This is a genomic window from Gimesia panareensis (genome assembly GCF_007748155.1).
GTDB classification, from domain to species: Bacteria; Planctomycetota; Planctomycetia; order Planctomycetales; family Planctomycetaceae; genus Gimesia; species Gimesia panareensis.
This window is the reverse complement of record NZ_CP037421.1, coordinates 299,529-314,027: the sequence shown is the minus strand read 5'-3', so window position 1 is coordinate 314,027 and position 14,499 is coordinate 299,529. Positions and strand designations below refer to the sequence as shown.

Genomic DNA, 14,499 nt, shown 5'->3' with positions numbered 1-14,499 from the left:
ACTGAATAAACTGGACTGGACACAGCCCTGCACCTGACCAGAATGCCTGGTTATGCGTCGCGCGCGCGAGTGCACACCACATTTTCACTGGAACATTCAGAACCGATGTCACAAACACACTATAAAACCCGCTGGTTTCAGCACGATTTGAAAAACTACTGCTCATCGATGCACACCGTTTTTGGTCAACTTTTACCGCTTATACCCGCAATAAAACCGCTTATAACCATATAAATCACGTTTTGTCACGCAGCCCCGCATAACCAACTCCACCGGAACGGCACCGGGAAACCAGTCAAGAGTAGATACAAGGGGCAGTGCCCATGTGCCTGCCCGCCTGGCGAGGCTGCATACAGGAAAAACTCTCAGGGAAACCACGTTCTCGCCACACTGGGTGCCACCTGTCGGCTTGACCGACAGTGCTTGATCTGGAACAAACACATCATAAATCATCACCAGCAGACCACCACACAACGACCTCCTGTTGCCTCCGGCAATACCGGATTTCATCCGCTATTCCCCTTTCAATTGACTTTTCCACTCACCCCTTTCGTGCTTTTCGTGTCTTTCGTGGTAGATAAAATCGAGGTCTCCCCTAAAACCAATCCCCCATTTTACAAAAAAGAATCTCACCCCCCTAGCTGAAAATCGTTAAGCTGTATAGAGCTCACTTCCCCGGGTGCAGCCAACACTTTCAAAGCAGTTGGAAAGTTCCTTTGCATCCAGTTTATGTAACCAGTAGAGCTCCTGGGAGAAACAAGACTCCATCGCACCGATACTGATATCTGAGGTTGTGACTGATGTTCAACAGTAAGAAATTCCCACATCTCATGTATGCCCTGCAGACCATCATCGTTCAAATGAAATCGGAAGCGATCCAGGCGAATCACAGGGAGCTGGCGGATTACCTGGAGACAGTTGTAGACCTCCCCCGTCTTCTGGCGAGCGATCAAGATGAAACAGAGGCCATTCGGCAGCTCATCATGGATGCCGGCCAGATAGATCGCTTGAGCGTCAATGCTTTGGACGCATTTGATGAAGAGGAACCGCCTTATTGAAGTGGGATCATTTTTCTGAGGGACGCTATGATCAAAGAAGATAAATACCGACATGCCCTGTATGCACTTCACGTTTTTTTTGTCTCAGTACGATACAATGCAGCCATGGCTGGTGATAAGAGAATGTCGCACGCTTTTGACTGTCTCGAAATCATTCCGGACTACATTCTGGATGAAGCCGATAAAACGGAAAACATTCGTGGACTGATCAAAGATCTGGTCGATTTATATCCCGCTTGTTCCCATGCCCTGGAGGTGTTGGATCAGGAAACGCCCCCCGTTTTCTGATCTGTGAAATCACCGTTTTCAAACCGGGACAGCAGCGTCCGACACTTTTATCCTCCGTTCTTCCAAAAGGATCAAACCCATGGTCTTTCAACCACTCGACCCCGGCGACAAGGAATCATTCGACAAAATGCGCGAGCTCTTCAGCCCGGCACAGGTCGACCAGTCCGTGCGTCACGCACTGCAGCTGTGCTGGATGATGCTCCCCCAGGACAAGCGCAACATCGATGAACTGGAACGCGAGTTCCGCCGCATCGTCGAACGCGCACTGGCAAACCTCCGCGAAGACGACCAGGCCTTCGGGGATTCGTGATCGCGAATCCATTCTGAAGGGCATCAAGGACTCTTTCTTAAGAATCTTACTCCCTATGAAGCTTCTCGATCGTTTATTTAGATGTAAAAGTAACGAATGACGATAGTTCGACGATCAGTCACAACAGCTGTGATTTTCTGACGGGTATCGTTGTGAAAGTACCGGCTTTTCAAGTAAGTCCGGTTTTCATCGTCACCAGCGGGTATACCGGGTTTTGGTTTCCCGTATGGCAAAAAATTCACTTATCGTGCATTCGCTCTATTTCTGATCGTTGTGATAGAGGACATTTCTTCGAAGAATCGGCAGTAACTCTGCAGTGCTGATTTGCGTTGCAATGATTCTTCCGTCACGGCCAATCAAGATCTTCGTCGGATAGCTGTTAACATTATAATTCCCGCAAGTTTCACCAGACAACGTATCGAGTCCTATCGGAAAGGTCAGTCCACGTTTTTTTACGAACGCTCTTACTTCGTCTGTTGGAACTGAATTATTGTGAAGGCCAATAATCACCAATCCTTTTTCCCCGTAAAGCTCATGCGCCAATTGAAGCCTGGGCAAATCTGCCATACAAGGTCCACACCATGTGGCCCAGAAGTCCAGTAAGACGACTTTGCCGCGGAGTGAAGCCAGATTCAGTTCGTCCGAATTGATCCAATCACGGCACACGATCTCCGCAGCCGAAGACGGGGGTTGACTTTCATTTCGATAGATCGGGGAATCAACTTTGACTGGTGCCAGGCGTTGTACCGGTTTTGTAAGTTGAGTCGTATCCGGTTTGACGCGGGCGAATCCAGGTAATCTGGAATTGCGAGTTACGCTGACCATTGCCTGATACCGTTGATGTCTGCTTAATCCCCAACAGCGAAATTCTCCTGAAGCATCCGTTTTATGGGTCGAGAGACTTGTGAATACACTTCTTTTTTTATCACCATAGACGGAATAAAGTGTCACATCTACATCTTCCAGCGGAGTTCCTGCTGCGTCGACGACAGAGCCGATCAACATCGTTTCCGGCTCAAGTTGAATGCGTGCTTCAGCCCCCTCTTCCAGGCTGGAAACCGAGAGGCTCACTCCCGAGCTTAACTTGTCAGTCAAATGGTACGCCATAATATGTGCGACCCAGGGCTTATGCTCCATTTGTAATTCGAACCGTCCCTGCTCATCGGTGAATATGGACTGGGGTTGATTGTCGCCCTGCATCACCAATGCATTGACGGCAGGTTGGCCATTCGGTAAAAGCACGACCCCACGAATCAGCGGAAGCCGTCTGGCTTTCAGATCTTCCAGCTCCGTCGTTTCGCCAGGTTTAATGTGGACGTCTTTCCAATTCCTGTCTGCCCCATAGAAACCATTTCCTGAACCAACAACTATTCCAAATCTGCCGGATGGCGGGTTCATTTCGAAGCGCCCCTCACTGTCGGTATAACAACTTAGAATTATTGCCCGTTTCCTGATGAGTTGCACCTGCACTCCGGAACACGGCACCTGGTTATCTGGGGTCAATACACGTCCGCGGACGACCCCTCGGCGGTATAGCTTGAATTCATACTTACTGCGAGCCGTTCCACCCAGTATTCGAGCCGAATCAGTTGTCGCCAGCGATGGATGTCTCACATTGATATATACGCGATGAGACATGAACGGGAAGCGAGTGCGATACTTGCCTTCCGAATCAACGGGAACGTTTCTTACGTTAATACTTTTCGGATAACCTGAGATGCTGACGGTGGCTTCGTCCGCAGGCTTCCCCGTTTCTGCCACGATTGCCTGAATTTCTACAGGCACTCCTGTTTCCAGAGTGATTGAATTCTCTTTTGATGTGCTGGCGTTTTCAATTATACTACTGACATAGTCCTGGTGTTTGACGAACACCTTGCAATCAACATCCGCTGGAATGCCTGCAATGACAAGTCTGCCCTCCGCATCCGATGTGGGACAATTAATTTTAAGTCGTTCAAGCGTCTCCCGCTGAAGCCACCATCGACTGCCGCCCTTCACATTCCAGCTGACGTAGGATAACTCGACCCCGGCAACAGGTTTTCCCTGCCTGTCCTGGATCTTGAGAACCAGAGACTCGGGACGTGAAACAATGAGCTTCAGATTCCGTTCGATCTGCCCTGCTTGAACCGACACGTACGTGCCGGTGTAACTTTTCCCTGCGGCGGCGACGGTTAAGGCGCAGCTGCCTGCTGAAATATCATCAAAATGGAAACGACCAGTTGCATCTGTCGTCGTTGACTGGTAGTCGGCGACTTTATTGATCACCTGGCTGCAATGCACGATTGCCTCGACGGGATGACCTTTCTCGTCGAGAATTAAACCACCAATTTCGGCGTGGTCGGGATGCGATTCTTTCACCGCCTGGTCATTCTCTTGCTGCTCACTTTTGTTCGCTATGGGAACATCGGCGACAGCGTCTCCAGACCGTAAAGCAAGACCGGGAAGAATGGCGGCACACAAGAGAATCGCGATTCCCCAGGCAGGTTTTGATAACCTGGCCGAGCGACGGACCCGCGGATTCAGGACGCGTGTGATGCGAGACTGAAGCGGTCGCATCTGCAATGCCGATAATTGCAAAATCCGTGTTCGCACAGAGCACCACTCCAGTGCACGGACTAATGCGGCACAATATTCGTCTTTCGTAACCAGATTCTCAACCACAATAAGATCATCGCAACATTGTTCCCGGACGCGCTGCATGTTTCGATGCAACATCCATACCAATGGATGAAACCACCAGAGAGCGCGAATGAGACCTTGAATCCAAAGTGCAGCAGGATCAAAACGACGGTGATGCGCCAGTTCGTGCGCAAAAACTGCACGCTGCTCAGTCGCCGACAGTTGAGACAGCATGGCTGCGGGAACAATGACTGTCGGACGAATCAGGCCACATGCCATCGGAGTCACGGGAGCCGGACTTAACAGCAAACGTATGCGGCGGCGCAATCCCATTGATCGAGCCAGTTCTCTGAATTCTTCCAGCATGGAACCATCTGCATCCTTACAACGAGCAATGATTCGCATCAGGTGAAAGCTGCTTTTCGCCATCCACAGCAGAAACGCCAGGGTTACGATGATGGAGCCGATCATTAACCAGGCAATGGAACTGATACTGACCGTCAGTTCTTTCTGGATTTCTGATGATGAGGGAATTATCGAAACCGGGGAATCAGCTATTTCGGTAGTCGATCTCACTTGTTTCTGCGGGTTATTCTGGACAGGAACAGGCAGATCACTTCTGCCAGGTGTTACTGATTCAAAAGACGGCACTACCAGGTTCTCACGTTCCGGCGGGAGTGCGGAAACCATACTCGATGTCTTTTCAACCGACGAGCCGCTTGATATTTCCCACTGACTGAAAATCCCACCCGGCATCGCAAAAAACGGTGGCACAACAAACTTGATCAGAGCCAGCATCAGCAACGCATACCGAATATTTGCTGAAATACGATGCTTCCAGCAAACAACAACCAAGACAAGCAATGCGACGACAGTTGACTGCCAAACCATGTGCATCACAATAAAGAGCCACGCATCGGCCACGGAATTAATTGTATCAACGGACATTATTTGTCCTCCAATTTCTGATTCTGTTCAAGACGTTCGATGAGAGCCTTGAGTTCCTCAATTTCTTCCGGACTGGTGGGTTGACTTTCCAGCAGGGATGCCACAATGGCGACTGAGTTTCCACCAAATATTCGTTGTCTGAGCTTCTGCAAAATTCGACGATGAGTGGATTTGGGACCTCGTGTCGCGCGGTAAGCAAATGATTTGCCTTGTCCTGACTTCTCTCGCTTCACGAGCCCCTTTTCAGACAATCGATTGAGCAGCGTAAGCACAGAACCATGCGCCATCGGTCGATATGACTCTAACTGATTTCGAATTTCGCCAGCCGTCAAAGCACCTGCATTCCAGAGGCAAGCCAGAACTTCAAGCTCTGCCTCAGGTAGATCCTGGGAAGCGGAGTGACCACTCCTGGAATTCTTTGCCATTTAAAATCTCCTGGAGTCACTAGTGAATCATATATCCCACCAATTTAGACACACGTCTATTTTTAGTCAATATGTATTTAGACAATTGTCTAATATGTTAAGAATAATCTGATCGATTCGAATTCAAGTAGAATTGACCTGGGTCCATGAATCACGCCGGTCATATGCCTTAGTGTTCGATGTATCTTTTTCTGTTGGAGCTCCACTGAAGTGTGGTATCAGAACCGTTTTCCCATACGTTTTACGTACTGGTTCAGAAAACGTCCGTTAAACGGTTTCGCGTCACTTCAATCTGAACTGAAATTGATCCTTACCAGTCCGACTGCTCAACTTTGTTCGTGAAACTGATTCAACGCAGGACAGTCATTCAAAACGAAAGGTTTCTCGAAGTCGTTATCCTGTGAAATGTAACATTGCTTCACTCCTGCAGGGTTGTTGGACTGACGCTGGTTTAGTCAGGCAGTGGGATGTCTTTTTGATAAGCTTCATGATCCGGATCCGCGGGCATGTCATATCATCCGTCCAAGTGGTAGACAGTATACTCTACAATTGTTATTGTGGGGTACAACTGGACGCTTTCCTGGTTCATTGAGAAAATGCGGATTGGCTCCTGCGCGAAGCCGGACCGCTTGAGAATGCGATTCAGATCATTTTCCGTAAATCCATGGGGTGAAAAAGCATGCACGATGTATTGAATCGCAATTTGTATCTCGTCAAAGAACACGTCGGTATGTTCAAGGCGGCCAATAACTTTGATGTGTACGACCCGGAATCGGGCGAAATTATTTTGGAATGCCGCGAGGATAACCTGGGGACCTTCACGAAGATGCTCCGCTTCACAGACTATAAGCGGATGACGCCTTTCGATATTCAAATCCGCACGCCGTCGGGTGAGCAAGTCATTCGCATCTCGCGCGGAGTTTCCCTCTTTCTATCCACCGTCTCCGTATTCGACAAAAACGACAACTACATCGGCGGTTTCAAACAAAAGTTTTTCTCAATCGGCGGTGCATTTCGAGTTTTAGGGCCGGATGAAGGCCCCTTATGTGAGCTAAAAGGGAAATGGACCGGCTGGAACTTTCACTTTATGAAAGATGACGTCGAGTTCGCGCACGTCTCGAAAAAGTGGTCTGGGATGGGAAAGGAACTCTTCACCAGTGCCGACAACTATGTACTGGAAATGTTTGACACGATACCGCAGGACAATCCGCTGCGGCAATTGATTATGGCTGCGGTAATGTGTATTGACATGGTGCTGAAAGAGTAGCAGCCGCATGATTGACGACGTTTTTGCAGAACGGGTTCGTCGGCTGTCTATCGCCAGTTCCGACGGCGCTTTATTTTGTTCCGATCGATCTGTGTCTTCCGCCCACCGCTCACTTCGTTCTGATTTGAAACAGGACTATGTCACCACCCACGCAATTTTGTCTGTGAAACTCGTTAGTTACAGGACTGTAAATTAAAACGAAGAATAAAGTTACATATTGAAAATCTAATTTTGCCTGGTATCATGTCCAGCATCATATCAGAACTAAAACCGCTGATTTTGCACGTATTTGTTCTCTGTCAGTGTTATCTCAGAACAAGTCGGTGCAGGTAAATAACAAGTTAGATGCCTTGAGATAAATGACTCTCAACTACCAAGTGCTTGGAAACCCAGGCCGCGATAATGCACTTTTCGTTCGCGTCGAGTCGGGACAATCGATCGCGCGATTGCTTTTCGACTGTGGCGATGGTTGCTTATCGAGCCTGCCATTTTCCGAGATCCAGGCGATTGATCATCTGTTCTTCTCGCACCTGCACATGGACCACATTGGCGGTTTTGATTCATTTTTCCGTTGCACTTTCAATCGCGATGTCAAGCCGAACGTGATTTGGGGCCCTGCCGGTACGTCTGCCATTCTGCACCATCGATTTCAAGGGTTCTGGTGGAATCTTCACGCGGATCAATCTGGAACTTGGTCTGTAAACGACGTCCACCCGACCCACATTGAACAATTCCGATACGAGATTTCCGAGGCGTTTTCTGAACGCCACAACGAGAAACAGTCCGAACAATGCAGTCCGATACTGGATGCGAGCGACTATTCGGTCTCTGCGATCCACCTGAAGCATAACGGCCCCTGCCTGGGATATGTGGTTCGAGAAAAACCGAAGTGGAACGTCCAGACCGACCGTGTTGCTGAAATGGGCCTGCGTCCCGGCCCATGGATGAAAGACCTCAAAAGTGACACTTCGACACCTACGATTGACATCGATGGCCAGACATTTGATCTCGCGGCACTACGCAATGATTTGTTAATTGAATCGCCTGGCGAATCGATCGCATACCTTACTGATTTCCTGCTCGACGATCCAACGAGCGAACAACTGCAGGAAGTCTTAGGTGATTGCACTACGGTTGTCTGCGAAGCGCAGTACCGGGATCAAGACATCGATCTCGCACAACGCAACTTTCACACAACGACAACATCGGTCTCTCACCTTGCCGCCCGCTCCGGTTTCGGAAAACTCGTCTTATTCCATCTATCCGACCGGTATACGACAGATGAATGGGGTGAAATGTTGGCCGAATGCCGAATGATATTTCCAAATACAGTTTTCCCCAAAAACTGGAGCATCGAACCGCAAAGCAACGACATCTAATAAGGCGTTGCACCGGAACACGCTCGTCTTTTGGCTATTCGACGTCTTCACCTTCGTTTACGCTTTTCGGTTGTTCAAATGTAAATCGCATTGCACCGCGTGCCCGGTGAACCTGTTTGTTATCCAATAAACTCATTCGTTTTTACAGACGTCCTGTAATTCGACCCATTAAACGGTTTCGCGTCACTTCGATCCGATCTGAAATTGATCCTTACCAATCAACCCACTTAAATTTGTTCTCGAAACTCATCGAATGCCGGACAGCAATCGAAAACGATGTTTCTTGTGGCGCACCACCGAACCGGATTTTTATATTTTTCTGGTCATTTACGGATCTGGGCTACGACTACTGAGTAGACACCCTTAATAAAATACGTAATGAGGTGGGTTGTATGACAGGTGAAGAACAACCGAATTGGGCACAGATCGTTAATCGACACGGGAAACGAGTATTTCGCATTGCGAACCGTATTCTTGGATCGGTTCACGATGCCGAGGACGTGTCCCAGGAAGTATTCACCGAAGCTTATCGGATGCATCAGGCCGGTCCTGTACAGAGTTGGACCGGATTGCTGGTACGGCTAGCGACGTTGCGAGCCATTGACCGACTACGGGGAACTCGACTGGCCAAAGAGTTGCACGATAATGACCATGTTTCGACCATCGAACCCTTCGATGAATTGACGGCCAGGGAACTGGCCCAGTGGTTGCGCGCCGCGATCGCTCGACTGCCCGACCAGCAAGCTACCGTCTTCGCGCTGGTCCATTTCGAGCATTTATCACGCGACGAAGTCGCTTCGAGCCTGGACATCTCTCCTGAATCAGTTTCCACCGCGTTGTACAAGGCGCGTCAACGATTGATATTACAAATTTCCGTCCTCAACGAAGGAAACTCACAATGACCAATCAACGCCACACAGCAGAATTTGATTACCTGGAACCCCTCCTGGATTCCGCCGTACAAGCTGTCCTGGCAGAGACTCTTCCGGAAGACGCGGTTGAACGCATCAAGATGCGGGCGGCAAGTCTCGATACCCTGGCTAGCTCGCCTGATAAGCAACGTGTACGGCGTCGAGCGTGGCTTGTTCGAATGCCCAACCACTATGGCATCGTTGCGACCGTGGTTGTACTTGCTGCAATTGCGGGTTTCTCGCTACTCATAAACCGCACAGCCGGACAGGCCTTCGCGGACGTGATTCAGAATGTCAAGAGAGTCAGCTCAGTTCAATTGACCATGACCACGCGATTTGGTCATCAGCCTGAGATCAAAGGCAAAATGTTTCTCGAAGGAGACCAGCTGCGGATCGAACAGTTTCAAGGGATGATGGTTCAGGTGGGCGATCTCAGGCAGAAACACGCCTTAGTACTGGATACATACCGCAAGCTTGCTCAGCCGATTGATATTGACGAACATTTCGCCAGAGAATTCGTTAACCCAATCGATCAACTCCGTCGTACCAAACCGGAAAACGCGATCAACATCGGCGAGGAAGATTTGAAAGGGCGTCTCACACAGGTTTATCGGATCGATAAGGTTGACTTATTGGGCATGCGTGGTAACGGCGAAATGTTGGTATGGGTCGACCCGATAGACGGACTGCCGGTGAAGATCGTGATACATGATTCCAATCCGGAAGCGGAAACGGAGATTCGGTTTGAGAGTTTTGTTTGGAACGAACCGCTTGACGCCAACCTGTTCGCGTTGACGATTCCCGATGGCTATCAGTTGGGGACTGTAATAACGATGCCGCCTCGAAACAAATCGACGCCCCCCTCTACCGGGTCGGGGACCCCTCAGTCGCAACTGGCCCAGGGCATCTTGAGCCGCGACCGCGTCCCTTCGCGAATTGTGTGGGGGCCACTGGGCAAGACCATCACCGCAATCATGCGAGACCCAGAGTCGGTCGCTCCACATGAACGCAAAGCCAACGAGTTGCGGCAGTGGAACGTCGCGACTGGAAAGTTGAACTGGTCCAAAGGTATCGCCGGAGCGTCCAGGATGGCAGCTTCAACGGACGGAAAGAATCTTGCAACCGTTGTGGGCTACGAAGTCCAGTTGCGCGATCCGACGACCGGTCAAGTGAAGAACAAATGGACCACCGACAAGCGGCTTTTACCTTTGGCGTTCTCTCCCGATGGCGAGACCGTGGCGGCAGGCATTACCGGGGGGGGACCATTCGGTGGAAGAGGCAAAAAAGTATCCGGTGGCGTACAATTCTGGGATGCGGAGCACGGCACACTGAAACGGTCTTTGGCCGATGACAAACAGACCACGTACATTCGGTATTCGTTGGACGGACGCTATCTAGCTACCTCATCGAACGATGGACCGGTTAAGCTGTGGGACCCAACGACAGGCGAATTGATTCGCATCTTTGCGGGTCGAGGGCAGGTGGCCTTCTCACTAGACGGTCGGCTCATTGCCTGTGCGGCGTCCAGGCCCTATCCACTGAAGAATAAGACAGCAGATGATATAAAGCTCTACAATATCCAAACTGGAAAGCTCATGCAGACACTAGCCAGCGGTGACCACACCGAGGAGAGCTGGGTGCTTTGGGTGGCATTTTCTCCCAATGGTCACCTGATCGCCAGTGCAAGCTGGGATGGAACGGTCAAACTATGGGATGTCACCACAGGCAAGCTGCAGAAAACGATCACCGAACACAAAGGCGGTGTCGTCTGCTGCGAGTTCGCACCTGATGGCAACACCTTGGCCACCGGCAGTGAGGATAAGACGTTACGCTTGTGGAATCTCCAACAGCTTATGGCTCCGTAGCATGATTGCCAGTCACCCAACCGTCATGCCTGTTTCTTTGGAATCCCGAAACAGGACCATTAAACGGTTTCGCGTCATTTCGAGCTGATTAGCAATTGTCCCATGTGTCCGGTCTAAATACTCGTCCAACACTGTTGGAGTCAAACTCCCTAACCAGAATGAAATCACAGAATCCTGCATGCAGCTCCGCAGAAACCAATCCCCCATTTTACAAAAAAGAAACTCACCCACTGCTGAAAAATGTTCCTGACTCTGACTCTGCTCCCCCGAACCCGAGAAAAAAACAGGTCTTTTCAAATGCTTGATGTTGCCTATGAACAATACCTGAAACAGCCGCATGCTACCAGAGTCTGTCACGCCTTCGTGGAAGCACTACGAGACGCGAATCTGCATGTCGAGTCTGACTGTCTGTTCCGCTGGCTCAAGGGAGAGATCCAATCAGAACGGGAATTCATTGGCCCTTTACCTCCGATGACCCCCAGGGTGGGAGATTACTGGTTTGATACGGTTGCCATGACTCAGGCAGTTTATCTCTTTGATGAAGAAACGGAAAACCACTTCTGGCTGTCGACCAGCCCCGTGAGAACCTGGCAGTATTCAGGATTTTTACGAACTGCAGCCTGGAAAGTCATCGATGATCCCTTTCTGTCTGTGAACGATGTGCTGAAATCGTCGCGCATAGATCGGCTTCAGCTGACAGATCCTGTCACCAACCTCTACAATGCAGAAGCTTTCGCTTACGCACAATGGTTTCACAAAATCCTCTGTACCGAATTTGATCTCATACGGGGGCTCTCCCTGAAACGAAGCGATCTGCCCGCCAATCTCCGAGAGTCTGCCTTACGTCTCTGGGACTTAATGCGTCCCGCGGACGATGAGGAAAATTCCAGGGGAGTCATCCGTATCAGCGATTCCCCTTTAGAGTTACAGATGGAAGCTCTTGGAGAATGGGAAACCCACTCAGATATCGGACTGTTAACTTCTACAGCGGGTGACAGTCCAATGACCCCGGACGAGTATGGTACCCGGACGGAATTTGTGATCTTTAAAACTCTCTTAGACCGGAATCAGTTTGAGAGGACTTCCAATTGAACTATGGAGTATCGCACTCCGTTATCACCACAGAAAAGACCGGGCTCCTGAGAGATTTTATTGATTCAATCATTAATCCTGGCTTGTCAATCTGCAGCCGTTTAGACTGAAGATACACATACCTTGGTACAACCCAGGCCCTTCATTCACCCATGATACAGGAAATCAATCACATGATTTGCCCCAAACGTAATGAAGAAATGGAAAAGGGTTACCTGCTTGACTCTTCTTATGGCGGTGCGAGGAAGGCGGTCTGGGTCAGAGGGAACGACCTTCCCACGATTAAGATTTCCGCCTTTCCGCCCGCAGTCGAGATTACAGGCGAACAATACCAACTCGACGTTTACCGCTGCACTGCCTGTGGTCTGGTCGAGACCTGTGCCACTGAGCAGGTTTAGCAGACAAAAAGGTGTCAGATAAATTGAAGGCGGTGGGAACGTTTTTTACTGGCACCTGAAGCAGAAAATGATTCTTGACACCGTTTTTCTTCCACATCACTAAAGACTGCCCGGCACCAAACGAACAAATACAATGGTAACTTATATTCCCCTTTCCAATTGACAGACCACTGAACATTCGACACATTAAGATGATACATACCCCTGTCTCTCAACAGTGATGTAAGAGAGGATGGCACTCCCGGGTTAGAAACTGTTTCCATTAATCGGTCACTGAGGAGAAGACTATGCCAGCTAGAAATCAGTGGTGGGATGACGTCATCAAAACAGACACGGCGAACTATTATCGAACCGCCGAACAGGCAAGAAAAGACAATGGTTCCCGCAAGCCTCCTTCCAGTGGTAAGAAAGGTGCGTACATCTGGGGCGATCGCGTGCGCGTGCTTGAGAGCCGGCCGGGGGTCACGCGGGTCAGCGGGCGCAACGTCGAATTGTGGGTCAACAATCGACATCTCGGCGGCGAGCCACTCTTAGAGGTCTATGTCATCGACGTCGGTCAGGGAGACGGCCTCCTGGTCGTCACTCCTGATGGTCATAATATTATGGTCGATGGCGGCAACACCCGTTCGTTTCAGAATGGCGGTAAGAACGCCGCTGATTTCGTCGATTGGAAATTCTTCAAGGACTACGTTTCCTTCGCCGACCGGAACGATCTCAATCAGACGAAGATCCAGCTCGACGCAATGATTGCCACTCACAACGACATCGACCATTTCGGGGGGCTCTTCGATTTAATTGACCAGGACGAGAAGGACCGGGCCGAACTCGATTGCAAGGCGGTAACGGCTGAGGTGGTCTACCATGCCGGGCTCTCCTGGTGGTTCAATGGACGCGATAGCCGCGGGCGGGCGAAACGCAGCCTCGGCCACACCGACAGCGGTTGCTACACCAAACTGCTGGGGAACCGCAGTTCCGCCCTCGATGCGGTGGCAAAGATCGACGATCCAGACTTAGATACCTTGAGCGGATCATGGGGGCAGTTCATCCAGGCCGCCACAAAATTGAAACGCAAGTCGGGTTCCCCCTCCGCCATTACACGCCTCTCGACCGCCACACATGATTACCTTCCGGGCTTTGAACCAGCCGATGGGAAGTGCGCTATCCGACTGCTCGGTCCGGTAGAGAACCAGGTCAACGGGGTACCCGGGCTCAAGAAGTTTCCAGATGGAGACTCGAAGAACACCAACGGCCACAGTGTCGTCCTGCGCCTTGACTACGGCGAACGCCGAATTCTACTGACCGGCGACCTGAATACCCACAGCCAGAACCATATCATGGACTACTATGGCGCGAACTTCCTCGCCGAGTACAAGAGTGACGTCGCCAAAGGTTGCCATCACGGAAGCCACGATGTCTCATATCGCTTCCTCGAGGGAATGCGGCCGCTTTGCACGGTCATCTCTTCAGGCGACGCGGAAACATACGACCATCCGCGACCCACCATCGTTGCTGCCAGTGCCATCACCGGCCGACGTCTCGTCGATCACGAACGCGACAGCCTCATCTGTCCGATGATCTACATAACCGAGGTGGCGCAATCCGTTGCCATCACGAATGTGGGCGAAATGAAGGAATACCCGACCCCTCGACCGCCTTTCGAGGCAAACAAGCCGACTGGAGCGGACAACGTGTACAACACAGAAGATGAAATGGCGCGATTCCGCCTGTTTCTCGGCACAAGCCAATCCACCCCCTTCCACTGGCCCCGCCTCGACATCGCCAAGGTCGTTCGCGGCCTGCGGTACGGTTTAATCAATATTCGAACGGATGGCCAGCGTCTCTTCTTCGCGCAGATGGAAGAGTCGGGTGAGGATTGGGCCTTTACGTCGCTTTCCCCGGAACAAATCGCTGAGGCGAGGTAAAAGTGGCTGATTCCCGT

At 50.6% G+C, this 14,499-nt stretch carries 13 protein-coding genes; 10 read left to right on the top strand and 3 right to left on the bottom strand.

What is annotated here, in order from left to right; genetic code table 11:
• Window positions 1–192 precede the first annotated feature (192 nt).
• Window positions 193–510, bottom strand: a complete 318-nt coding sequence (locus Enr10x_RS01245) for a hypothetical protein (protein WP_145447926.1) — start codon at window positions 508–510, stop codon at window positions 193–195.
• 320 nt (window positions 511–830) lie between these two features.
• Here Enr10x_RS01245 and Enr10x_RS01240 point away from each other — a divergent pair, with 320 nt between their 5' ends.
• The 3 genes from Enr10x_RS01240 to Enr10x_RS01235 all read left to right on the top strand — a co-directional run bounded on the left by Enr10x_RS01240 (window position 831) and on the right by Enr10x_RS01235 (window position 1,656).
• Entirely contained in the window at window positions 831–1,058 is a 228-nt protein-coding gene (locus Enr10x_RS01240; protein WP_145447925.1) for a hypothetical protein, read from the top strand.
• A gap of 123 nt (window positions 1,059–1,181) precedes the next feature.
• Window positions 1,182–1,346, top strand: coding sequence for a hypothetical protein (locus Enr10x_RS29790; RefSeq protein ID WP_197997444.1), 165 nt, complete (start codon window positions 1,182–1,184; stop codon window positions 1,344–1,346).
• Window positions 1,347–1,425: 79 nt separating this feature from the next.
• The gene (locus tag Enr10x_RS01235; protein ID WP_197997443.1) at window positions 1,426–1,656 is read left to right on the top strand and encodes a hypothetical protein; all 231 of its coding nucleotides are present in this window, start codon (window positions 1,426–1,428) and stop codon (window positions 1,654–1,656) included.
• Between the two features lie 258 nt (window positions 1,657–1,914).
• On the opposite strand, the gene Enr10x_RS01230 is transcribed toward Enr10x_RS01235, so the two are convergent.
• The gene (locus Enr10x_RS01230; protein ID WP_145447924.1) at window positions 1,915–5,223 is read right to left on the bottom strand and encodes a M56 family metallopeptidase; all 3,309 of its coding nucleotides are present in this window, start codon (window positions 5,221–5,223) and stop codon (window positions 1,915–1,917) included.
• Window positions 5,223–5,648: a BlaI/MecI/CopY family transcriptional regulator gene (locus Enr10x_RS01225; protein ID WP_145103135.1), complete on the bottom strand. Its 426-nt coding sequence runs from the start codon at window positions 5,646–5,648 to the stop codon at window positions 5,223–5,225. Before Enr10x_RS01225 ends, Enr10x_RS01230 begins: the two co-directional genes overlap by 1 nt.
• Window positions 5,649–6,327: 679 nt before the next feature.
• Between Enr10x_RS01225 and Enr10x_RS01220 the strand changes: the two genes are divergently transcribed.
• The 7 genes from Enr10x_RS01220 (at window position 6,328) to Enr10x_RS01190 (ending at window position 14,482) form a co-directional block, all read left to right on the top strand.
• Window positions 6,328–6,915, top strand: coding sequence for a phospholipid scramblase-related protein (locus Enr10x_RS01220; protein ID WP_145103132.1), 588 nt, complete (start codon window positions 6,328–6,330; stop codon window positions 6,913–6,915).
• A 359-nt stretch (window positions 6,916–7,274) separates the two neighbouring features.
• Complete coding sequence (locus Enr10x_RS01215) at window positions 7,275–8,294, top strand: MBL fold metallo-hydrolase (RefSeq protein WP_145447923.1); 1,020 nt, start codon at window positions 7,275–7,277, stop codon at window positions 8,292–8,294.
• Between the two features lie 392 nt (window positions 8,295–8,686).
• Window positions 8,687–9,196, top strand: coding sequence for an RNA polymerase sigma factor (locus Enr10x_RS01210; RefSeq protein ID WP_145447922.1), 510 nt, complete (start codon window positions 8,687–8,689; stop codon window positions 9,194–9,196).
• Complete coding sequence (locus Enr10x_RS01205) at window positions 9,193–11,070, top strand: WD40 repeat domain-containing protein (RefSeq protein WP_145447921.1); 1,878 nt, start codon at window positions 9,193–9,195, stop codon at window positions 11,068–11,070. The genes Enr10x_RS01210 and Enr10x_RS01205 overlap by 4 nt, the downstream gene beginning before the upstream one ends.
• Before the next feature lie 297 nt (window positions 11,071–11,367).
• A complete protein-coding gene (locus Enr10x_RS01200; protein ID WP_145447920.1) occupies window positions 11,368–12,162 on the top strand; it encodes a hypothetical protein in 795 nt (264 codons plus the stop codon).
• Window positions 12,163–12,335: 173 nt separating this feature from the next.
• Entirely contained in the window at window positions 12,336–12,560 is a 225-nt protein-coding gene (locus Enr10x_RS01195) for a PF20097 family protein (RefSeq protein WP_145447919.1), read from the top strand.
• 287 nt (window positions 12,561–12,847) lie between these two features.
• Window positions 12,848–14,482, top strand: a complete 1,635-nt coding sequence (locus tag Enr10x_RS01190) for a ComEC/Rec2 family competence protein (protein ID WP_145447918.1) — start codon at window positions 12,848–12,850, stop codon at window positions 14,480–14,482.
• The last annotated feature ends 17 nt before the right edge of the window (window positions 14,483–14,499 follow it).